18 protein-coding genes are annotated in these 21,863 nt (G+C 55.7%); 11 read left to right on the forward strand and 7 right to left on the reverse strand.

Annotated elements, in window-relative coordinates; translation table 11 throughout:
• The first annotated feature begins 248 nt into the window (after nucleotides 1-248).
• The 4 genes from ACF8AM_RS04515 (at nucleotide 249) to ACF8AM_RS04530 (ending at nucleotide 3,289) form a co-directional block, all read left to right on the forward strand.
• On the forward strand, nucleotides 249-734 hold the full coding sequence (locus ACF8AM_RS04515) for a TadE/TadG family type IV pilus assembly protein (protein WP_392554485.1): 486 nt from the start codon (nucleotides 249-251) through the stop codon (nucleotides 732-734).
• 9 nt (nucleotides 735-743) lie between these two features.
• Nucleotides 744-1,274, forward strand: a complete 531-nt coding sequence (locus ACF8AM_RS04520; protein WP_392554486.1) for a TadE/TadG family type IV pilus assembly protein — start codon at nucleotides 744-746, stop codon at nucleotides 1,272-1,274.
• Between the two features lie 76 nt (nucleotides 1,275-1,350).
• On the forward strand, nucleotides 1,351-2,655 hold the full coding sequence (locus ACF8AM_RS04525; protein WP_392554487.1) for a vWA domain-containing protein: 1,305 nt from the start codon (nucleotides 1,351-1,353) through the stop codon (nucleotides 2,653-2,655).
• 139 nt (nucleotides 2,656-2,794) lie between these two features.
• The gene (locus tag ACF8AM_RS04530) at nucleotides 2,795-3,289 is read left to right on the forward strand and encodes a hypothetical protein (protein ID WP_392554488.1); all 495 of its coding nucleotides are present in this window, start codon (nucleotides 2,795-2,797) and stop codon (nucleotides 3,287-3,289) included.
• A gap of 56 nt (nucleotides 3,290-3,345) precedes the next feature.
• On the opposite strand, the gene ACF8AM_RS04535 is transcribed toward ACF8AM_RS04530, so the two are convergent.
• Complete coding sequence (locus ACF8AM_RS04535) at nucleotides 3,346-4,500, reverse strand: hypothetical protein (protein WP_392554489.1); 1,155 nt, start codon at nucleotides 4,498-4,500, stop codon at nucleotides 3,346-3,348.
• Between the two features lie 435 nt (nucleotides 4,501-4,935).
• Between ACF8AM_RS04535 and ACF8AM_RS04540 the strand changes: the two genes are divergently transcribed.
• Nucleotides 4,936-6,225 carry a GlmU family protein gene (locus ACF8AM_RS04540; protein ID WP_392554490.1) on the forward strand — a complete coding sequence of 430 codons (1,290 nt, stop codon included), beginning with the start codon at nucleotides 4,936-4,938 and terminating at the stop codon, nucleotides 6,223-6,225.
• 39 nt (nucleotides 6,226-6,264) lie between these two features.
• On the opposite strand, the gene ACF8AM_RS04545 is transcribed toward ACF8AM_RS04540, so the two are convergent.
• The gene (locus ACF8AM_RS04545) at nucleotides 6,265-7,251 is read right to left on the reverse strand and encodes a sugar phosphate isomerase/epimerase family protein (RefSeq protein WP_392554500.1); all 987 of its coding nucleotides are present in this window, start codon (nucleotides 7,249-7,251) and stop codon (nucleotides 6,265-6,267) included.
• Nucleotides 7,252-7,480: 229 nt separating this feature from the next.
• Between ACF8AM_RS04545 and ACF8AM_RS04550 the strand changes: the two genes are divergently transcribed.
• The 3 genes from ACF8AM_RS04550 (at nucleotide 7,481) to ACF8AM_RS04560 (ending at nucleotide 13,921) form a co-directional block, all read left to right on the forward strand.
• A complete protein-coding gene (locus ACF8AM_RS04550; RefSeq protein ID WP_392554501.1) occupies nucleotides 7,481-10,537 on the forward strand; it encodes a hypothetical protein in 3,057 nt (1,018 codons plus the stop codon).
• A gap of 135 nt (nucleotides 10,538-10,672) precedes the next feature.
• Entirely contained in the window at nucleotides 10,673-12,109 is a 1,437-nt protein-coding gene (locus tag ACF8AM_RS04555) for a DUF1501 domain-containing protein (protein WP_392554491.1), read from the forward strand.
• Nucleotides 12,110-12,253: 144 nt separating this feature from the next.
• The gene (locus ACF8AM_RS04560) at nucleotides 12,254-13,921 is read left to right on the forward strand and encodes a serine/threonine-protein kinase (RefSeq protein ID WP_392554492.1); all 1,668 of its coding nucleotides are present in this window, start codon (nucleotides 12,254-12,256) and stop codon (nucleotides 13,919-13,921) included.
• 168 nt (nucleotides 13,922-14,089) lie between these two features.
• On the opposite strand, the gene ACF8AM_RS04565 is transcribed toward ACF8AM_RS04560, so the two are convergent.
• The 5 genes from ACF8AM_RS04565 to ACF8AM_RS04585 form a co-directional block, all read right to left on the reverse strand.
• Complete coding sequence (locus ACF8AM_RS04565; RefSeq protein ID WP_392554493.1) at nucleotides 14,090-14,389, reverse strand: type II toxin-antitoxin system RelE/ParE family toxin; 300 nt, start codon at nucleotides 14,387-14,389, stop codon at nucleotides 14,090-14,092.
• Complete coding sequence (locus ACF8AM_RS04570; protein WP_392554494.1) at nucleotides 14,379-14,585, reverse strand: hypothetical protein; 207 nt, start codon at nucleotides 14,583-14,585, stop codon at nucleotides 14,379-14,381. The genes ACF8AM_RS04565 and ACF8AM_RS04570 overlap by 11 nt, the downstream gene beginning before the upstream one ends.
• A 317-nt stretch (nucleotides 14,586-14,902) precedes the next feature.
• Nucleotides 14,903-15,400: a hypothetical protein gene (locus ACF8AM_RS04575; RefSeq protein WP_392554495.1), complete on the reverse strand. Its 498-nt coding sequence runs from the start codon at nucleotides 15,398-15,400 to the stop codon at nucleotides 14,903-14,905.
• An 8-nt stretch (nucleotides 15,401-15,408) separates the two neighbouring features.
• The gene (locus tag ACF8AM_RS04580; RefSeq protein WP_392554496.1) at nucleotides 15,409-16,161 is read right to left on the reverse strand and encodes a hypothetical protein; all 753 of its coding nucleotides are present in this window, start codon (nucleotides 16,159-16,161) and stop codon (nucleotides 15,409-15,411) included.
• An 18-nt stretch (nucleotides 16,162-16,179) separates the two neighbouring features.
• Nucleotides 16,180-17,673, reverse strand: coding sequence for a sulfatase (locus ACF8AM_RS04585; RefSeq protein ID WP_392554497.1), 1,494 nt, complete (start codon nucleotides 17,671-17,673; stop codon nucleotides 16,180-16,182).
• Nucleotides 17,674-18,040: 367 nt separating this feature from the next.
• Here ACF8AM_RS04585 and ACF8AM_RS04590 point away from each other — a divergent pair, with 367 nt between their 5' ends.
• The 3 genes from ACF8AM_RS04590 (at nucleotide 18,041) to ACF8AM_RS04600 (ending at nucleotide 21,840) form a co-directional block, all read left to right on the forward strand.
• Nucleotides 18,041-18,706, forward strand: a complete 666-nt coding sequence (locus ACF8AM_RS04590; RefSeq protein ID WP_392554502.1) for a family 16 glycoside hydrolase — start codon at nucleotides 18,041-18,043, stop codon at nucleotides 18,704-18,706.
• A gap of 129 nt (nucleotides 18,707-18,835) precedes the next feature.
• The gene (locus ACF8AM_RS04595; protein ID WP_392554503.1) at nucleotides 18,836-20,134 is read left to right on the forward strand and encodes an acetylxylan esterase; all 1,299 of its coding nucleotides are present in this window, start codon (nucleotides 18,836-18,838) and stop codon (nucleotides 20,132-20,134) included.
• The gene (locus ACF8AM_RS04600; protein WP_392554498.1) at nucleotides 20,131-21,840 is read left to right on the forward strand and encodes a helicase-related protein; all 1,710 of its coding nucleotides are present in this window, start codon (nucleotides 20,131-20,133) and stop codon (nucleotides 21,838-21,840) included. The genes ACF8AM_RS04595 and ACF8AM_RS04600 overlap by 4 nt, the downstream gene beginning before the upstream one ends.
• Nucleotides 21,841-21,863: the final 23 nt, after the last annotated feature.

Consider the following 21,863-nt stretch of genomic DNA (forward strand, 5'->3'; position numbering starts at 1 on the left):
ACAAAACGAGGCCTGGCGCAGAGGTTAAAAGGTTTTGAAAGATTTTTCACGCCCAGGTGAATTTTCAGAGCTAGGTTTTCGTTAGTGGTTCTTCTTGGGAACCATTCCCTACGAACATCACCACCCGTTTGTCATCACTGACCTGATCAACTGTTTGACCGTCGCGTTCTCCCTCAGCCAGATGGATATGGCGTGAAGAATCGTCGCCCAACATTTCACTGGCCGTCAACGCCTTTGGTTCTCGCATCATGAATCCTGTCGATCACACCTCCAAAGGAACGCGTTCCGGTTTTCTCACAGCCGGCCGGACGCGTTCTGGAGGTAACCTGAATCAGCCACGTCGCGGCACCGCGACGGCGGAGATTGCGTTTTGCCTACCGGTTTTGCTGACGTTCACATTTGCGACCGTCGATTTGTGCTCCATTTTCTTTCTGAAGGAAACGGTGGCCATCGCCGCCTATGAAGGTGCCCGACGCGGCATCAATCGCGGTGGAACGGATCAAGCGGCCATCGCTCGTGTCCAAGAAATCTTGGATGAGCGGGGTGTCGATTACGGAGCGAACGCGGTCTCGTTTGAGAACAGCACCTTCAGCTCAGCTGACACATTGGAACACGTCACGATCGTGGTCACGGTTCCTGCCGCTGGCAACTTGTACGCTCCCGCCGGTTTGTACAACGACCTAGAGATTTCGCATCGAATCACGATGCGAAAAGAATTCAAGAATCAAGACTAGGCAACGCCCATGATTATCTCAAACAAAACCTCGCATGGACGCGCCCGCCGTGTGAAACGCGGTTCCAATCAATTGGCTCGACCATCGTTGGTTCGTCCGTGTTTGCCAACCAAGAATTGCCTTTCCAGGAAGACTCGTTCGGCCAAACGTGACGGAGCGACGTTGGTTGAGTTTGCGATCGTTTGCAACGTGTTGCTGTTGACGATCTTCATGTGCATGGAATTGGCTCGCATGAACATGGCTCGCAACCTCGCTCAAGACGCCGCCTACTACGCGGCTCGCACTGCAATTGTACCCGGAGCAACATCCGATGAAGCGGTCGAGGAAGCCGAAACGATCATGCGGTCTCTGTTCAATTCCGGATACGAAGTCGAGTGCACAAATATTGACGATGACAGCGAAGAAGTGACGGTGACCGTCAGCGTCGATCTGGATGATGTTGCGTTTTTCACGCCGATGTTTTTGGGGAACGTGCAACTGACATCCACCGCAACGATGCAAACCGAGAGATACAACGGATTTTTCCGAGTCGACAACTGACTCAAACTGTGAAGAGCGGTCCGGGGGGATCCTTTTTCGATTCACTTATCCAACCTTTGGTTTTGGAGTTTTAGCAATGTCCGTTTCCCCCGTTTCCATGCGATTCAATAGGACGCGAGGCGACCAAACCCGTCGCGGCGGCATCACCGTTCTGATGGCGTTCGTCTTGCCGATGCTGGCCCTACTCGCAGCGTTCTGTATCAACCTGGCACAGATGCAGTTGGTGAAAACGGAGTTGGCCATTGCAACCGACGCCGCCGCTCGGGCTGGTGGACGCGCTTTCAGTGAAGAGCAAACGGTGGAGGCCGCAAAAGAAGCGGCCCGTTTGACCGCAGCCATGAATGAAGTCGCTGGCGAACCTTATCAGTTGGACACCAGCGACGCTGCCAACGAATTCGAATTTGGCGTGTCCGCTCAAGCCGACGGACGCACGGGAAGGTTCCACTTCACGAAGGTCCCAACCAGCGACGTTGCCGCGAACATGGTCGCTGTCAGTTCCGTTCGCGTGACAGGAAAACGCACTGGCGAATCGTTGATGGGGCCCGTACCGTTCATCTTTCCGAACACGTTTTCGATTGGCGATTTCCGACCGACGAGTTCCGCGGTTGCAATGCAAGTGGACCGGGACATCAGCTTGGTGCTTGACCGCAGCGGATCGATGGGATGGAAAACTTATGACTGGCCGAGCGGAGTGGATCCCTGGGCAGAAGACAGCCTGATCGCTGCGGAAGATGAGGGCATCGTTCGATTGGAATGGAAGTACAAAAACGGTCGACCTCAATACATCCGGCGTGTGAGATACAACAGTGGCTACAGCCAAGACGATTTGTACGACTATGCTTGGGAAGAATTTTACGAACTCGGACCGGCTCCCAACACACCTTGGGAAGACCTTGTGATGGCAGTCGATGCGTTTTTACAAGTCCTGGACGCAACACCGCAAAACGAACAAGTTTCGATCGCCAGCTACAACAGTCACGGAAGTCTGGATTGTTGGTTGCTGGATGACTTCGACCAAGTCCGGGCAACGGTGGCAAGTCTTGGCCCAAGCGGCAGCACTGGGATTGGCAACGGCATGTCCAAGGGAGCGACCTCCTTCACCCACCAGAATGCTCGTCCCTACGCTTCCAAAACAATGGTGGTGATGACCGACGGGATCCACAACTACGGGACAGCCCCCAACACCATCGCGCAGAATTTGATGAGCTCTGAGAATCTGAACATCCAAACGGTGACGTTCGGTAGCGGAGCCAATCAAGAGACGATGCAAGAGGTCGCTGTGACGGGGCTCGGCAAACACTATCACGCCGACTCAGGAGATGAGTTGGTGGAGGCGTTTGAGGAAATCGCGAACAACCTGCCGACAATTCTGACCGACTGAGCTTGGAGGCGCAGAAGCATTCGTCTCTGTAAATTGTCGTTTCAGATTTGAAATTCAGTTCGCGGTCACATCTTGTGACCTAGAGTTTGATATGAATGCCTTGCCTCCCCATCTACGCTCGCTTTCAAACGAACAACCTTTGAAAGCTTCGAATCAACCGACCAAATCAACTTGGGCCGGAAAACTGGTCATCTTTGCAGTCTTGTCGATCGGTTCGATCGCGGGCTGCATTGTTTTGGTTCGTAGCACTGTGTCTTGGGTCAGTGCGCCGCCTGCGCGGCCGTCTGCGGTCCCCGCAACGCAAACTTCACGTGCGATTCCGAACGACGAGGAGTTTCAACGTCGCAAGCAACGCAACGAGAAATTCGTCGCCGAAGCGATGCAGGAAGACGCCGCCTTCATCCGAGACCGCCAGCGTCGTCAATGGATCGAACAGACGCGTCAGAAACCCGATCATCGCGACGCGTTTGCTCGATGGAAAACGCAGGTGGAACGGTTGGAGGAAAAAGTGGCCGAGTTGAGCAAGCAGAAAGAAGGCTACGACGAAGACGGAAACGTGCTGCCGATGAGTATCCTCTGGCACCAACAACAGCGTCTTGAAAGACTTCGTGCGGATCCGCCACCGAGCTACTGACTCGTGACCGCTGATTAGCGGTCGTTGATTAGCGGTCGTTGCTCAGTCAACACTGATCAACGACCGATCGATTCCAGCCGGGTTCCCCACACGGGATCCGCTTGAATCGCCGACATGCCATGTTTGCGTGCATCGATGCCTTCGGCATTCCAAATCAAGTATTGAGCCACGTCACCAACGCGAGGCACAATAACGGAACGAGGCCATTTCGCGTTTCCAACTCCAAAGTGGGCTTGCCCTGGAAGCACTGTGATCACACGGCGATCACCCACGAATGCGTTCATGTGACTGATGCAAGCAGGATGGTTCACCCGATCACCAGCCAGCAACGACAACGCGATTTCGCGAGGTCTGGCATGGGAGTTGTTCCAGATCTCTTCGCACAATTCTCTTACCAGCGCGGTGCGTCGATGGGTCAATCCGATCGCCAAACGCGTTTCCATCGACCAACCGTAGGGATTTCGCCGAACCGTGGAATCGATCAACCGTCCGACGACGCGGTCTTTGGCTGTGTGCCCGTCGGACGCGTGAACGTTGTTGCCCAGCAGGCTGCGTTTCAGCGTTTCCGAGGCAGGGATGAAGCGAATTCCCGAGTCAGGAACGCAAATCCCTAGCAGACAGGTCCACTGGTCACATTCCGATCGTTGAACAGCGGCTGAGGCGTGGACAGCGGTATTCCATTGCCAATCCGGGCCGGCCAATGTAGCGACGTGTTGAAATTGATGGATGGAATCCGAATCGTTGCCAGCCCGCTCGGAGAAGTGTCGCCACCATTGGTGCAGTTCTCGGTGCATTCCCTGGTCAATGCTTTTCGTGAGGTCATCCCAGGGAGAACGATCCAGCGATTGAACTGCGCGCTGATGAGTCGCGAAACGAATGCGTTGATTCAACTGGTCCGCGGTTTGACGGACATCCAACGAAAGTGAGACACGCAGGCAACGCAGTCGAGACAGGATGGCGTGGCGAACTTCTTCATTGCCGTTGATGGCTTGCGAGTACAACCGATTCGCGGTCAGACGCCGGACAACTGCGGAGTCCGATTCGAGTTTTGTGAGGTAACGCTCGATCTTGGAAATTTCATCGGCGGAGGGGCGTGCGGACCGTTCCTCTTCAGTACCGAAGTGCAATTCTTCAAAACCGAGATCGGTTTCTTGAGCGTCGTTCGTCGGATCGGACGCCAGCGCGGAAGGAACGGTGGAGTTCAGAGCCACCCAAGCGGACGCCAAAATCGTCCGTCGCAGATTGCGTCGTCGGTCGAGTTTTGACGAAAGGTGCAAACGATGGCCTTGGCGAGGGAGGGTGCTTGCGTCCCCGAACAATGTCGAGAAATTTTCGCATTGGGCCCGACCTTGAGCGTCGCGATAAGCTTCACTTCATTTTAGTTTCGTCCATGCAACGCGACCAATGAATTTGCCACGCGTTGTCCCCGCGACCTCGATCCCGATGCCCGTTAAACTTCCCAATCGTTGCAACCGATTTCACACGTAGAAACGGTTTGTCAACGTGTTTGGCTTTGTAGAGTGACGTGAGTCGCTCGGTGATTCCTCCATGGGAGCGCATCGCTTTGCGACCACGCGGGATCTCGATGCTAAATTCCGCCCTTGGCTCGTCTGACTTTTCGTACTCCACTCTCCACTGCTGTGCTCATGCAAATCATCTGCTTCGAAGATTCCCGGGTCGAACAGCTCTGCCCGATCGTTCATGCACGGCCAGCCTATGCGATCACCTGTGCGAGTTTTCGATTGCTCGATTGGTTGCGGACACTTGCGAAAGAGAACTCGAGATCCGGGAAGGAATGCCAGGTCCAAGGGTTGATCCGCGACTATTTGATGCCGATTCAGGAGGCCGATCACGGGTTGCAACCACCCGCGACGGAAATCGCAGCCAATGAAGATGTGCTGTTGGTCAACGCTCGCTTGGTGCCTTCCGTGCAAACCTATGAAACGCTGAAGCAATTGATCCGTGCCGGTGAAACCGCGGCCGTGATTGGCAAGGACAACGGGAGCGATTTTGAGTTTTTGGCTGCGTTTGTCACGGCCGGTGACATTGCGAAATCGACGGGCTTGGACCCGGAACTGAAGCCGTTGCAGAAACTTCAGAAGATCGCGAACGACCATGTCAGTTCGGGATACTCATTGAAAGCATTTCAGTGGCCGCACGATGTGGTCGCGTCTCACATGGAAACGATGAACGATTCGGTCAACTATCGAATTGAACATGGTGAGTACACACAGCGCGAAGATGGTGTGTTTGTCCGTCCAGGTGTGACGATCGGCGAGTTCGCATCGATCCACACGTCGGGTGGTCCAATCGTTTTCGATGAAGACGTTCAAGTCGGGCCGTTCTGTTTCTTGGAAGGACCGCTGCACTCCGGGCACAGCACTCGTGTACTGGAACACTCGGCAATCAAAGATGGCGTGTCACTTGGACACACCGTCAAGATCGGCGGGGAAGTCGAAGCGTCGGTGATCGAATCGTTCACGAACAAGCAGCACCACGGATTCCTCGGCCACAGCTATTTGGGCAGTTGGATCAACCTCGGGGCGGGGACCTGCAATAGCGACCTCAAGAACACGTACGGCAAAATCAACATCGAGTACGGTGATCGCAAGATGGCGACGGGAATGCAATTCCTGGGCTGCATTATGGGTGACTATTCCAAGTCCGCGATCAACACAGGCATCTTCACTGGCAAGGTGATCGGCGTCTGCAGCATGCTGTACGGTTTTGTGACCAGCAACGTGCCAAGCTACGTGAACTACGCTCGGTTGTTTGGGCAGACCTCGTTGCTGCCACCTGACGTGATGATCAACACCCAAGCGAGAATGTTCGCGCGGCGAAAGGTAGAACAACGGCAGTGCGACATGGATCTGATTCAAGCCATGTACGATCGCACCGAGTCGGAACGCGAGTCATCCGAGCAATTGAGTTTCTAGGTTGGACAAGACGCGGTTCGTTTCAGTCCAATCGCAGCCCTACAAGTTCCGCAAATATTCCAGGCTCTGCTGCAATTCCATGATCGCCGTCTTGGGGCGCATGTCTGGTCGTCCGACCACGATTGGTCCTCGGAACGGGATGTCTTCGAGTCGTCCCAGTAGGGAAGGGAAGTCTGCGGTGCCTTCGCCGAGCGGGACCGCAACTCCACGACCAGCGGCCATGTCCATCACGCCATCGACCGCATGGACGATTGAGATCCGTGAACAGAGAGCGTTGATGGCCTCGTCGACTCGGAAGCGATTGATGATCAATTGGCCGGGATTCAGCGCGACGGGAATGAAACTGTCCGGGATTGCATCCAATAACGCAGCGAGGTCGGTGCCGGATTCGGTGCCGGTTTCGGCTGCTAAGAAACAGCCGACTTTGGCGCCGTAACGGCTGAGGTCGTCCATCACCTCACGAAGTGTTTCCCAGCGAGAGGCGTCGCTGCCCGCGGCTCCCTGTCCGGCGATCTCTTTTCCGATTCGGGAGGAAGCGATTGAGTTCGCCAGTTCAGAAGCCAGGTCCGCTGGCAAATCATTGCTCCAGTCCGACTCGTCGCCGCTTCCCGACGGGTTCAGCAGTAACGAACTTCCGGCCTGGTTGACGGCTTGATCGATGTTGGTCGGCGGCGGGGGAACGGTGCCGATTTGGTTGACAATCAGAGGGGCCCCCAGCCGGTACGCCGTCTTCAAGGCCGATTTGGTGGCGTCGACTCGCTGGTCCAAATGGTCCGTCACATCGTACCCAAACCGGGTTTGAAACCGAATGGATGCGATCCGCAAATTCAAATCATCCAGGATTTTCCGCAAGGTCCGAACCCCGGTGTCCGACAATTCAGATACGGGCACATGGCTTCGACCACATAATTCGACATTTCGCACTCCCATCGACGCTGCGATGGTCAATGATTTACGTAGTGCGGCGGCAGACGCACCGGCCCCCGGAATGGCGTCCATCCGGACGGCAAGTTTCAATTCAGCCAATCGATTCGTTCTCCGTGCAGGCAACCAGGTCATGGTGGACCGCTTGATCCAACTCGACCCTTCACGATACGCCTTTCGGTCGGAAACTTCGAGCCGGGGTCGTCTGTTTCACGCGTGTGCTGTGTCACGGGGCCCGATTCGCGAAAATAGGGGGTCGTCAAGGTTCGTCGCGTTGGCTTCCACGATTGCCCCAACCGGTGTTGTGCGGTGGTTGGCTTGGGGGAGTCTGGTGCTGGCGATGTGGTTGTTGGGGACGCCGCTTCCGATGGCAACGGCCCAGAACGAGTCACGCTACGAGCGGCAACGATGGGAAAACATTCCACGCGACGCCTTGATCGAGCGAAGCAGTGTCGAATCGACTCGTGGGCCAGCCGGATTGAGACGATTCCGATGGGATTTCTCCCGAGCGTCTGACAAAGATTTTGGTGGCTGGCCGGACAACTGGTTGCGTTACGATGGGCCGGGCTATCCGAACTACGTCGGCATCGCAATTGAGGCTCGCGACGCGGAGCTGGAAAACGCTGTCTTGCCCTTGGACACCGCCGTCCTGAGGCCTTGGCAGAAACTGCGTACGCTCTATCCAAAGTTGCCTCCACTGCCTCCATCGATGGCCGATTTCTTGGTCGACCGTTGCTTGACCATTCGGCTGGACGGTGGATTGGCTCGAGTCGAGTCGCCTGCGTTGCCTGCCAATCCAACGTTTCAGTACCAGTTCAGCGTCGACGTACGGACGGAAGGTCTGATTCACGATCAGGTCTATGCCGAAATCGTCTTTCAAGATCCGGAAGGCAATGAAGTTGGCATTCGAGAAACGGAACACATCAGTAAGACGACCGGTTGGACCACCTTGGTGTTGAAAGACCTGCTGCCCCCGCGCGACTGCGATCGAATGTACGTGCGGTTGCGAGTCAGCGGCGGCGAAGACGGGCTGGAGGATATCAACGGGACGGTGTCATTCGACAACGTGATGTTCCGCCAGTTTCCGCAGTTGAAGGTCGCGACGGACAAAGACCTCGGCGTGTACTTGCCAGGTGAAACGGTGGTCGTGATGAGCGAAATGCTGGGACTGTCCGATGAACACACACGCTTGCGATTGAGATTGTACGACCAACACAATCGAACCCTTGGAACGTTTTCTCGAGCCATTGACCCCGTCGAAGAAACGGCTCGATTGTTGACCGAAGAGGCTGAAGCAGAAGCAGACGCCGAGATCGAACGGCTGGCAAACGGGAAAGCGAAAGCCGAATCGGTCGTTTCGCGGGATGAAGCGTTGGAAGCAACCGGTGTCGGGTTGGATGATTCTAGTTCGCTCCGATACCGGTGGGACCTCAACGATTTGAAGCCAGGATACTACCGCGTGGCGGCGTCCATGGAAAACGAACGTGGTGCGTCCTTGGCCAACGAGACTTCGTTTGTTGTATTGGGTCGAATCACCAATGATCCCGCTGAGTTCGGTGACCCCTCGCGGACGCAAGAGTCGATTCTCGGATTGCCATCGCTGGCGACCTTCCAATCGGAATCCGATGTGATTGATCCGACACCGTTTGGATGGACCGTTCCAGTTCCGATCATGGAGCGACATCGGCGGCGGAAACTGACGGAACGCGAATTGGCGAAATGGATGCAGCTTGTTGGCGTTGGGTGGGCGAAGTTGCCGGTCTGGTTTGGTCCCGAGGAACACGACCACGCGGATGCGGCGGCTCTGCTGGCGTTTCGTCTGCGGGATCTGGGGATTCAACCCATTGGGTTGTTGGATCAACCGCCGGAAGACCGCTTGTTCGCCTACCAATTGCGTGACAAATCCGACACTCGAGTTGCCAACTTGTTGCGAGACGAATCAGCGTGGCGCCCGGAGTTGGAACCGCTGATGAATCGCATGACAACGCGAATTCGGTTGTGGCAATTGGGGGCCGATGAGGACCAGAGCTTCATGGGGCAATCCAACATGCTTGAAACGCTGGAAGGCATCTCCACCGGATTGCAAGGATTCGGCCAGCCCATTCAGACGATGATCGCTTGGTCCTGGGTGGATACGCCTCCCGCCACCGTTGGTGACAGTTGGCGCGGGTTGCACCGCCACTCACCATCGCCTTTGACGGCTGTGGAAATGGACGCGATGTTGGATCGTGAAGTGAAGGCCAGGGAAGAAGCGGTGATGGCCGGTGGTGTCGCCCCGGCTCGTTTGCCCGCCACTTGGTTGACAATCAATCCGATTTCGAAACGGAAGTACGACCTGGAATCACGGATCAGTGATCTCGTGCTTCGGATGGCTGCGACGCGCGGCCACCGAGTCGACGCGGCATTCCTGAGTGCACCGATGGACGAAGACGCAGCGGTACTGGCCCCGGACGGACGCCCCGATGAGTTGTTACTGCCGTTCCGAACGACGAGTTTGCTGCTCGGGCATCGAACCAATGCCGGGTCGTTGAGACTGCAAAACGGGAGTGACAACATTGTGTTTCGAGGGGATGACGAGTCCGTGTTGATGGTGTGGGCGGATACCCCGACAGTCGAGCATTTGTACTTGGGCGAAGACGTTTACGAAGTGGACGTGTGGGGGCATCGCAAACCGGTTCCATTGATGGAACACGAGGGCCGTCGCGTTCAGCGATTGACTGTCAATCGCGTGCCAAAATTCTATGTCGGGATTGACCAATCACTGGCTGACTTTCGGATGTCCGTCCGGCTGGATCGAACCCGGATTGATTCGTTGCTGGGGCTTCAGCAGCCGTTGGGAGTGAGATTTCGGAACCCAATCAACCAGTCTTTGTCTGGGGAAATGGCTGTGGTTGCCCCGAATTCCTGGCGTTTAGATGAGGCGGCAAAACCCTGGGATTTGCTTCCCAACGAGTCCAATCAGGTCAATTTTGGGGTGACGCTGGAGAACAATGCCACGATTGGTTCGTACCAATTGCCACTGGATTTCCGTTTCGAAACATTGCCTCCGACGGTGATTCGTGTTCACCGCACGATGAGCATTGGACCCGACGGATTTGACATTCGCGTCACCACCCGTTTGATCGATGGCGATCTGGGAGGTCGGATGCGTGTCAAAATCGAGATGGTCAATCACACCAATCGGCTGACGAATTTCGATTGCCTATTGTTTGCCGGTCGAGAACGACAGTACGAGCGTCGGGTGTTGGTGCTGCCACCCCGTGAGACGGTCGAACGAAACATCGATTGGCCAAACGGCAGGAAGTTGATCGGCACGCGAATGTGGTTGCGAGCGATTGAGCAGGACGGGAATCGAGTGATCAACCACTCGTTTGACGCCCAACCCTGATCTATAGAAACGGCTGGTCAATAGAGCGATATTGGCACAATCGGTTGCGATGGATTCGACGAAAGGATCCGAGCTCGGTTAGAATAGCAGACCCTCAAAGAATCTCCCCGCCTCCCTCATTCGAGTTGAAATAAAATGCAATCTTCATGGCAAATGTTGCAGCGTCGTAACTTCTTTTGTGGTCTCGGTGCGTCTCTTGGTTCGCTCGCTCTGACGTCTCAGTTAGCAGCCGACAACGTGAATGCGGTGGAAGCTGGGGCGGCGGCGTCTCCATTGGCACCAAAGAAGCCGATGATTCCGCAGAAGGCCAAAGCGGTCATCATGCTTTTCATGGAGGGTGGTCCTGGGCAAATGGACACGTTCGATCCTAAACCGGAACTGGATCGATTGCACGTGACGGAATCGAAACGGACGGAAGGTTTGGCGACCGGCAAACGGTTCTACGTTGGCAGCCCGTTCAAGTCGCGCAAGGTTGGCCAGTCGGGCTTGGACATGTGCGACCAATTCGTTCACCTGGCGGATCCCGAGGTCGCCGACGAACTTTGCGTGTACCGAGGATGTCAAGCCGAATCATTGAATCACCCAGAAGCCTTGTTGCACATGAACACCGGCAGTCGACTGGGCGGTGACCCCGCCGTTGGTGCATGGGCGACGTACGGACTGGGCAGTGAGAACCAAAACCTGCCCGGCTTTGTCGTGATGACCGAACTCGCGATGCCGCAAGCCGGCAGTGCTAACTGGTCCAACGGATTCTTGCCGGCGTACTACCAAGGCACCACGCTTCGAGCACAGGGCTCGCCGATTTTGGATTTGAAGCCAGGCGACTACCGCACTCGACAGCACCAACGCCGGATGCTCGATGAGTTGGCGGCGCTCAACAAGGATCACCTGCAATCCAGTGCGCTGAACCAACATCCCAACGCGGGTGAACTTGCCGCTCGAATGGAAAGCTACGAGTTGGCGTTCCGGATGCAAACCTCGGTTCCCAACTTGATCGATTTGCAAACCGAACCACAGCACGTTCTGGATTCCTACGGGGTGGACGACCCCGACACCGCGGCCTTTGGCAAGCAATGCTTGATGGCTCGTCGCATGGTGGAAGAGGGCGTTCGGTTCGTGCAGATCTTCTCCGGTGGTTGGGACAGTCACGATTATCTGGAACGTGGCCACGCAGCGCGAATCAAGAGCGTGGACAAGCCCATCGCGGCGTTGATCAAAGACTTGAAACAACGCGGGATGTTGGACGACACGTTGGTCGTGTGGACCGGAGAGTTCGGACGCACGCCGGACAACAACTACCGTGGTGGCGTGACCGCTCTGGGACGCGATCACAACATCGATGCGATGACCATGTGGTTCGCTGGTGGTGGCACCCGCCGTGGTGCGGTCGTCGGAGCAACGGATGAAATTGGTGCGAAGGCTGTCGAGTGTGTTCACCCCATTCGCGATGTGCACGTGACCATGTTGCACCTGCTCGGGTTGGATGACAACAAACTCACGTATTTCCACGGTGGACGTTACAAACAACTGTCACAATTCGGTGGAGAAGTGATCCACGAACTGATCGCTTGACCGGGTTTGGTGAATCGCTACTAAACGATATTGCTGATGATCGGCGCGGGCGGCGGGTGCTTGCCGTGATCCCCTCGAACAGAAGCTACAATGGTCGGAGGACGCGTTGCGTTTTCCGGCCTTTTTTCATGGACTGTCAAATTTGTGAACGATTCTGATTCGTCATCGAGCCTGGATTCCGTCTTGGCGGAAATCCTGTTGCGCGAGGAGAATGGCGAACACTTGGATCCGCATGAGTATCTGACGCGGTATCCTGAACATGCCGAGGAGCTGAAGGACTTCTTTCGGAATCACCGTTGGCTGGGCAATGATGAATCAAAGCCGGTGACTCTGGTCGGTCAAACGATCGGTGAGTTTCGGTTGGTTCGCGAAGTCGCCCGCGGAGGAATGGGGGTGGTCTACGAAGCCGAGCAGGATTCTCTCCGACGTGTCGTCGCGATCAAGCTGATTGGGGACGGTGTCCTCGCCAACGACGAATTGCGGATGCGTTTCCGAGTGGAGAGTGAAGCCGCCGCGTCTCTTTCGCACCCGAATATTTTGGCGATTCACTGCCTTGGATGTTGGCGTGGGATCGACTACTTCGTCATGCCAATGGTGACAGGAGAGTCACTGCAGTCCCACGTGGATGAGCGAAAAGACTGTTGGAAAGATGGCGAATTGGCACCTGCCGAATTGAAATCTTGCGTGATGAACACGGTGACGTTGGTACGAGACATTTGTCGAGGCGTCGCGTACGCACACTCCCGCGGGATCATTCATCGCGACCTGAAGCCGGAAAATGTGTTGCTCGACGAAGGCGTTCCTAAAATTGTCGATTTCGGGTTGGCGAAGTTTCATCGCGATGCACCGGGGCTGACCCGCGATGGGCAGGTGATAGGAACGCCTCACTACATGAGTCCAGAGCAGGCTCGCGGTAGTGGCGATCTCACTGATGCAGTGGATGTGTATGCCCTCGGAGGCATTTTGTTTGCAATGTTGACTGGGTCGCCGCCTCATCGCGGAGAATCGACGGCCGAAGTGCTCTCGCGAGTGTTGTCGGACGAGCCACCGTCGTTGCGAATGACATGGCCGGGCGGGATGCCGCGGTTGCCAGAATTAACGGACTTGGATCACGTGATCGAGCGAGCGATGGCGTGCGACCCAAGCGAACGCTACCGATCCGCGGACGAACTCGCCGACGATCTGGACCGAATTCTGGGTGGCGATACACCGCTTGCCGTGCCTGCTGGATTGGTTCACCGAATGTCACGCGAGCTATCGCGAGATCAGCACTTGCATGCGTTTCAAAGCTGGGGACGGGCTCTTCGGCAAATTGGCTACGTCGTCTTGGCTGCTCACGTTGCGATGTACGTGACCACACAGTGGATTTACATGGAAACGCCAGCGAATTTGGCGGCATGGAGTCGTCCAGCGTTCTGGGGTTACTTTGTCCCACGGATCTCGATGCTGGCTGGAATCGCCTGGGTGATCGGTCACGCGAGAGACGGATTGTGGTTGCCGCGAATTTCGGCGGAGCGGCCCGTGTGGTCCGTTTGGTTGGGCTATCTCGTCGCGCTATCCAGCATCAACTTGCTGTGGATCGTCGGACAACTGGAACACAACGACGTGATGGTCATGGCCTGCATCATGAGCGGATTTGCCTTCATTGCCATCGCCGGGCACATGTGGGGCGGTAGCGCTTTGCTAGGCATGGGGTTCATCGGGATGGCGTTTGCCTCGATCGCAATCCCCGATGCATCCCCTTTGTTTCTAGGTGGCTGGTGGATGATCACGATGCTGGTGTTTTCCAAACGCTATCGACGATTGGAATGAACCCGTTATTGATACTTGGCAAACAATCTCGTCCGGGACGCCGAGTGGTTTGTCAAAGTCAAAAGTGAGGGGTGGTCGTAGTGGACGAGGCGATGGGGCCTTGGTTTTGACGCCGGTTCAGGACTCGTCGCCTCGTTCACAACCCTGAGAATACGTCGTGACCAACCACTAGAGCACATCGCCGATATGCGTGGAGCAAGGCGCGGTCGCATGGGAAACCGTCAGAACGCGAACCTCGTCATCGAAGATCTGGTGCACAACTCGATACGAGTTCACCTGGATCTCAGAGACATCCTCGCGTCCAAACTCAGGCACGATGGAACCTGCGTCCGGTGATTCCAGCAGACGTTCGGTTTGCTCGACGATCCGTTCGAAAATCAAGTCCGCGTACTTGTCGCAGTCTCGTCCGATGTAATCGCGAATCGCCATCAAGTCCGCAACGGCGTACTCAGTCCAACTAACTTGCATTGCGAGTCTGGTTCCATTGTTCTCGGACATTGTCGGTGGTAACCAACCGCGAGGATTCCGCCGTGGCCAGTCCCGATTCGATCTTTTGACGGATGTACAAACGGTACAAAACTTCATCCCAGCTTGCGCTATCGGGCAGACTGTCAATGGTGTCGCGAGCCGCAAACTTTGCGGACGTATTGAGTGTTTCGTTCATTGGAGTCTCCTTTTTGCCCCCCAAAATAGCGGTTTTGATCAGGTTTTGTAGTCCTGTAAGTGGGGTTCCCCCTAAAAAATGCGCAAATTTCACAAGGGGAAAGATGCGCATTACAGGTTCACCCTTTTGCGTGACCTGTCGTTGGTGGTGCGCTGAATGGCACTTGCTTCGTCCCCCACACGGAGGTCGTGCAGTTCATCGAAGACGCGTTTTAGCGGGTTTCGGCATTTGAGAACCTCTCCCGAAACGAAGTTTGGGGAGAGCGATGCCGTGCAGGCGTACGTTTTGAAGTTGTGCTTTTCTCAAAACTCAAAGCGTCAGCGAGGGAAAAACGAGGTTGACTTCGCCTCGCTGACGCGTCGGGTTTTCTTTCGGTTGCCCGTGCAGAGGCGTATGGCTTGAGTCAACGGGGTGGCATGATTGGGTAACGGGATTGGAACGGCTGCACGGTGAATCGAAGTTTTGCGTCGAGGCATTCCGATGCTGTGCTCCAAATATCGACCGGGACGCCGCCAAAGAATCACGAGCGTAGGCGACAGGTGAAGCTCGCATCGCGGAACCATTGCCCCAGCTCCCATACGGTTCCCTGTCTCGGTTTTGTGCCCAGCGGATGAAGGTTCCGCCAAAACCAGCCCCGGGTAGCGCTCGACGTAGTCGTAAAAGTAGGTCTGGAGATCACCGGCGTTCATGATCCAGTCTGCAATCGCGACGGTAAGAACAGTGTCGTCGGTGAAAAAGGAGTTGTCAGTGAACAACTCAAAATCGGTGTACTTGGTCAGGAAATGTTCGAAGTAGGACCCAACAACGTCCCCCACAATCGCGTCTAGTATAACGTCTGCCTTGAACTGGAATCAGTTTCCACTTCTTGTTCGGGCAATGAGTCATCCCGAAGTGCTTGCAACGGGTCTCGTTGGCAAGAGATGATCGTTTCGGAGTGCTGGCCAACGATCATTTCGACTCGTCGGACTTGCATCCAATTTCGTAGACAGCATGCAACGACTGCAACTGCCAACACGGCGATGAATGGAATGGAGTGAACTCCAACCCGGTTCCAAATGATCATCGAAACTCCCGCACCACCGAGAGCGAGAGCAGCGGAGTCTTTGTTGAAACGCTCGATCATCCGATCCGCCACCAGCCGGTCGTTCCCCTGGCGGATGGCTTGATGTTCATCGTAGTCGAGCGAGAACGAAAGACGCAGCGCGTCGCCCAGCGAAATGAATTCTCTCGAAGATTTCATTCGGCATTTTTCAAACCGCTGGTAGGCGTCTCGCAGACGAGTGGACCGTTTGACACGGCGGTAGGTCCAATATCCCAGCAAGACACTTGCTGCGATCCATGGTGAAACGACTGATGCGAAAGCAATCCCGCGAACGGCCAATGCCAAGCATGTCGTCGCTGAAACAGCCAGGCTGGCGGTGAACCAACGACGCTTCCGAATGACTCGGTGAACCAGGATTTCGATTCCTGGCTTCTGCAAAACCTGGTGCTGCTCATAGGTGAGCGGGAACTCCTTGAGCACGCGGATCAAATCAGCTCGCGAAGTACTTTGTGCGTTGGATGAAGCGTCGTTCATGTCTCAATGCTCGTGGGATCACTTGCCTTCCGCCGCCATGGTCTTCATGCACTCAATGTTCTGTTGGACGGTGTTCAGGTGCTCGGGAGTCGAGCGAATGCGAAGCGTGTCGAGGTAGACCTTCATGTCGCTTTCGTACTGGGCGGCTGATTCAGGCGTTCGGCCGTGATCGTTGGTTGCCTCCATCCAGTCGTCCAGTTTCTTTCGCAAGGTTACCAGCGTTCTTTGGTGTTTCGGATCGTCCGCCAGATTGTGCAATTCGTGCGGGTCGCTGGATAAGTCATACAGTTCCTCTTCCGGTCGAACGTCCCGAAATAGAAGCGACTGATTGTCGTCCAACGTTCCTGCGGCGTGGCATTCCCGAAGCGCGATCAAAATCGCTTTGGCGTCCTTGTAGGCGCACGGTTGCAGATACGGGCGGTTGGGCAGGAAGTTGCGGATGTACTTGAATTGGTCCGTTCGAACGGACCGAATGTGATCGACTGTCTCGTCGCAACGATCGCGAGCGGCAAACACCGCGTCACGTGGTTGGTAGTCCGCCGCCAGAATATTGCGGGCTTGCATGGTTTCAGGGATAGGTATCCCCGCGGCGGCCAATGACAACGCCGCGATGTCGATGTGTTCGACCAAGTCGTCTCGCGTGGTGCCCGGTTCGACGCCGGGGCCATTCAAGATCAATGGCACGTGCAAACCTTCGTCGTACAAAAACTGTTTGCCTCGGCCATGGCTGATTCCGTGATCGGTCATGAACAGTATCAACGTGTTTTCGCGAACGCCTTGTTCTTCCAGTCTCGCAATCACGTCGCCGACCATAGCATCGGTCATGCGAACGGAATCGAGGTACGCCGCCCAGTCGCGAACGATGTCGGGATGATCGGGATAGTACGGCGGTAGCACCACGGATGTGTTCGGCGTGGACTCACCGAACAATTTGCGAGCGGAGGCCGCTACCTTGTTCCAACCCTTGGTGTCTTTCCCACGGAGTTTGCCGCCTTGCGTTTGAATTTGAGCGAAGAATGGTTGGTCGGGTTTGCGGTCTGTCCAGTCCGCGGAATCGTAAACGGACTGGTCCCATTCAAAGTTGTAGTCCGTCTTACCCAGTCGCCCGCTGATGGGCCAACCGCTGATGGAGGTGTGATAGCCCGCGTCTTGGAAGAGTTTGGGTACCAACGTCACATTGTCGGGCAAATGAATTTTTTCAGTCCCACGGCCACTGCGATGGTGATGTGAACCGATGGATGTTTGGTACATGCCGGTGATGAACGCTGAACGACAGGTCGAACAAACTGGTGCGGTCACATACGCATGATTGAATTGCACGCCGTCTTTTGCCAACGCATCCACGTTCGGAGTCTCAACAGCGGTCTCGCCGTAGCAAGAAAAGTTCGCGGACATGTCATCGGGAATGATCCAAACAATGTTGGGGCGTTCATCGGCGTTCGCGGAGCGTCCGATCAAAGCAACGGCGAGCAGAACGAGCCAAACAGAGCGAATCGAAGGGATGAGTGACATGAATGAAACGGATGGGGCGTGGTGGGAATGCAATTGGAAGGACATCTTTGAAAGGATGGTTCCGTGCAAGGATAACTGGTTTGGAACGTGTGCGTTGGCTTGCACAGACGGGCAACCGCTTAGCTATACTTCGTCGACGCATTCTGGTGAACGCGTTTGAACTGGCAATCGGTCTTCGATCCCAGATTGACAATCGCACGCTGAATGTTCGCCCACCTCCATCCCCCCGCTGAACGAGTTTTTTATGTTCCTTTCCCTGCATTCCGCGTCATCGAGTTCGCGTTGTCGCTCCCGTCAGACAAGCGACGTTTCGATGAAAACGATTTGTCTGGCGTCTTTGGCCGCGTTTCTCTCCGTTGGGCCAGTGCTGGCAGAAGAAGCCAAAACAGGCAAGCTGATTTTCGAGGATCGGTTTGAACGAAACGAGTCGCAGGAACTAACCGATGAAGTGGGAAATGGCTGGAACACGAACAGCAAAAGCCGTGCGAACGGACACAAACAAGTGGATTTGAAGGATGGCACGATGCGCATCTTCATTCACGAGACCGCCGACCATGGAGTCTCCGTGACTCAGCCGATGGAGTTTCGCGACGGTCGTGTTGAAATGAAGTTCATGCTTGAGCACGAGAAGGATTCCTTGGGGTTGAACTTCGCCGACTTGAAATACAAAAAGGTATGGGCTGGGCACTTGTTTCGCGTGACCATCGGTGTGAAGTCCGTCGAAATCACCGATCTGAAAACTGGAGTCATGGATTTGAAAACCAGGACGATTCGAAAGGCAGGCAAGGTGCCCAATGAACTGCAAGCGAAATTAAGAACGAAGACGAAACGTGTTCCTCATTCGTTGGAAACGGGAAAGTGGTATCACGTCGCAGCAGAAGTCGTGGGGGATACCATGACGGTTTCGATCGACGGTGAAGAGGTCGCTTCGTTTGCATCCGAAGGAATGGCTCATCCGACCAAGCGTCTGTTGCGATTGGCAATCAAACGAAATGTCGTGGTGGATGACGTTCAAATCTATTCTTTGGATTGAACAAGTAGTTGGCCGCAGGTGTTGCTCGATTGAAGAGCAACCGGAATCACCTTCATGACCCATTCAGACGAGGCGACGATGCTCTTTCAATTTCAAAGTGTTTGTTTTTTGGCGGGGACACTGTTCCTGATGACGTTTGCAACGGACAGTGGCTCACACGCACAAACGCCAAAGAAGTTTGTTGCCAACTACGACGAGTCCAAGATACCGCCGTATAAGCTGCCACCGCTGTTGGAATTTCAAAACGGTGATTCCGTGACGACGGCGGAAGAGTGGGGAAAACGGCGAGCCGAAACCTTGCGTCTGTTCGAGGAGCATGTGTTCGGCATCATGCCGGAGCGTCGCCGCATCAACGTCGAACTGGTTCGCAGTGACAAAGACTTTCGTCCGGGAGTGACACGGCACGAGTTTGACGTTGCCATTTTGCCTTTGGAATCGTCCAGTGAGATCTCGCCTTTGGTCGTTCAGGTCTTGGCCGATGTGCCTCAGGCGGACACGCCTGTTCCCGCGATTTTGGGGTTGAATTTCCAGGGCAATCACACAATCGATGATGATCCAAAGCTTCGAATCCCAACGAGTTGGGTTCGCGATCGACGAAATGGATCAACGGATGGAAACAAGGCGATTGAGGCGGGGCGCGGGGTGGCGTCGAGTCGCTGGCCTTCGAGCATGATCACCGATCGAGGTTACGCGATGATCACGGTCTACTACGGCGACATCGATCCCGATTTCGATGACGGGTTCAAGAACGGTGTCCACGGGTTGATGCCTTCTTTCATTGCTTCGCTTCCCGAAGAGCATCGCCCGGGCAGCATCGCGGGTTGGGCCTACGGGCTGTCGTGCGTTTTGGATGCGATCGAGAAGACGGAATCGCTGAATGTCGACGCCTCACGAGTGGGAGTGCTGGGGCATTCCCGCCTCGGCAAGACGTCGTTGTGGGCCGGCGCGACCGACCCTCGTTTCGCGATGGTGATTAGCAATGATTCAGGGTGCGGCGGAGCAGCACTTTCTCGACGAGCAATTGGCGAAACGATCGGACGAATCAACTCGTCGTTCCCGCATTGGTTCTGCGACGCATACTTGCAGTACAACGAGAACGAATCGGCATCTCCGGTGGACCAACATCAACTGATCGCCTTGTCGGCACCACGCGCGATCGCGGTGGGCAGTGCAACGGAAGATGAATGGGCGGATCCGAAAGGGGAGTTCTTGGCCTGGCAGGCGGCCGCACCGGTTTATGAATTGTTGGGAATGTCCGCTGCAAATGCGAACATCGTTCGGCAGGCATCGATGTTGACCGAGCAAGCGGTCTTGAACGCTGGACCGATGCAGTATCACCTCCGTGATGGCAAACATGATTTGGCCGATTACGACTGGGAATGTTACCTCGATTTGGCCGATCGGGCTTTGCACCCCAACTCTCCATGACGCGACTTCCGATTGAAGAGGTTCTTCTTCCGCTGCGGCAAGCAATCGGCTGTGGTAGAGCGGTTGTGTTGAAGGCGCCACCGGGCGCTGGCAAAACGACCGGGGTTCCGCCTGCTGTCTTGCAGTCCTTGGAAGACAACGATATCGCGGGTCAGATCTGGGTGATCCAACCGCGACGTTTGGCCGCGCGTTCCGTTGCCGACTGGGTGGCTCGTTCTCGCGACGAACCGGTCGGGGAAACGATCGGATATCACGTCCGCTTCGATCGGCGTGAATCAGCGGCGACGCGGGTGGTTTTCATGACCACGGGAATGTTTCTGCGTCGGATGCAATCTGATCCGCTGCTGGAAAACGTTGCTTGCGTCGTGCTGGACGAATTTCACGAGCGAACGCTGGAATTGGATCTGGCTCTCGCGATGTCGCATCGACTGCGTTCGGAATTGCGAGAGGATCTTGGGTTGGTGGTCATGTCCGCCACGATGGAAACGGATCCGATTGTCGCTTTTCTCAATCATGAGAATCCGCAGAACGCCGTTTCGCTTCGTTGCGAAGGCCGCTCGTACCCCGTTGCGATCCATCACGGGAAAGATCAACCGGGCGAGAGGATCGAACGTCGGATCATTGGTCCCATTTGTGACGCGGTTCAGAGCAGCGACGGGCACGTGTTGGTGTTCTTGCCTGGCGTGGGAGAAATTCGGCGGGTTCAGTCGGAATTGGAATGTGCGAACTTGGCCGATAATGTCCGCATCGTCGTGCTGCATGGATCGCTTTCGCCAAAGCAACAAGACGAAGCGATTCGGCCATCGAAGGTCCGAAAGATCGTGTTGTCGACCAACATCGCGGAAACGTCGGTGACGGTCGATGGTGTGACAGCGGTCGTGGATTCCGGATTGGCAAAGGTCCCACGCTTCGATTCACGACGTGGATTGACTCGGTTGGAAACGACGTCGATATCGCTGGCGTCGGCGGATCAACGTTCTGGACGAGCGGGCCGAACGGCACCGGGCGAAGCCTATCGATTGTGGAGCCAAGCGGCACAACGTTCACGTGAAGAATATGACGTGCCGGAAATCTTGCGAGCCGATCTCAGCGAGATGGTGTTGATGTTGGCCAGCCACGGTGAAACGGATTTGTTCGCCATGCGCTGGTTGACGGATCCGCCGGAACACGCGGTGGAATCGGCTCAGGCGTTGCTGCAAATGCTCGGCGCGATCGGACGCGACGGCAAGATCACTTCGCGGGGGAAGATCATGGCGGGATTACCCCTGCATCCGCGTGTCGCACGGATGACAACGGAGGCCGTGGACGCGTTGCCCAAGGCGTCGGTCGCGGTTCTGGCTGCGTTGCTGAGTGAGCGTGATCCCATGGAGGGCGCTGGGGCGATGACCTTGTCCGAAAAAGTCGATGCGATCGAAAACAATCAAGTGCCGCAGTCTGTCCCTGCGCCGGCGATCAGTTCCATTCGGAGGGTCGCGGAAAATATCGGCAAGAGTTTGCCAAAAGGTGCGCCGGAGCAAGTGGCCGCTGGCGTCAATCTGGATCGTGATTCGGCTGTGACTCGGGCCTTGCTGGCTGCTTACCCCGATCGCGTCGTTCTTCGACGCTCAGAGACGCCCGATCGAGGACGGATGGTCGGCGGGCGTGGAGTCGTTGGGTTGAATCGAATCGTCGGGGGAACATCGACGCCGGAATTTATGGTTTGTTAAGACGTCGACGGCGGCGGGGCGGA

It is taken from the genome of Rhodopirellula sp. JB055 (assembly GCF_043100905.1).
Classification (GTDB): domain Bacteria; phylum Planctomycetota; class Planctomycetia; order Pirellulales; family Pirellulaceae; genus Rhodopirellula.

Excerpts from the sequence above, each read along its gene's own strand:
- ACF8AM_RS04565 (WP_392554493.1), bottom strand. The coding sequence starts at position 14,389 with ATGCAAGTTAGTTGGACTGAGTACGCCGTTGCGGACTTGATGGCGATT.
- ACF8AM_RS04520 (WP_392554486.1), top strand. The coding sequence starts at position 744 with ATGATTATCTCAAACAAAACCTCGCATGGACGCGCCCGCCGTGTGAAA.
- ACF8AM_RS04585 (WP_392554497.1), bottom strand. The coding sequence starts at position 17,673 with ATGTCACTCATCCCTTCGATTCGCTCTGTTTGGCTCGTTCTGCTCGCC.
- ACF8AM_RS04555 (WP_392554491.1), top strand. The coding sequence starts at position 10,673 with ATGCAATCTTCATGGCAAATGTTGCAGCGTCGTAACTTCTTTTGTGGT.
- ACF8AM_RS04580 (WP_392554496.1), bottom strand. The coding sequence starts at position 16,161 with ATGAACGACGCTTCATCCAACGCACAAAGTACTTCGCGAGCTGATTTG.
- ACF8AM_RS04515 (WP_392554485.1), top strand. The coding sequence starts at position 249 with ATGAATCCTGTCGATCACACCTCCAAAGGAACGCGTTCCGGTTTTCTC.
- ACF8AM_RS04595 (WP_392554503.1), top strand. The coding sequence starts at position 18,836 with ATGACGTTTGCAACGGACAGTGGCTCACACGCACAAACGCCAAAGAAG.
- ACF8AM_RS04570 (WP_392554494.1), bottom strand. The coding sequence starts at position 14,585 with ATGAACGAAACACTCAATACGTCCGCAAAGTTTGCGGCTCGCGACACC.
- ACF8AM_RS04525 (WP_392554487.1), top strand. The coding sequence starts at position 1,351 with ATGTCCGTTTCCCCCGTTTCCATGCGATTCAATAGGACGCGAGGCGAC.
- ACF8AM_RS04600 (WP_392554498.1), top strand. The coding sequence starts at position 20,131 with ATGACGCGACTTCCGATTGAAGAGGTTCTTCTTCCGCTGCGGCAAGCA.
- ACF8AM_RS04540 (WP_392554490.1), top strand. The coding sequence starts at position 4,936 with ATGCAAATCATCTGCTTCGAAGATTCCCGGGTCGAACAGCTCTGCCCG.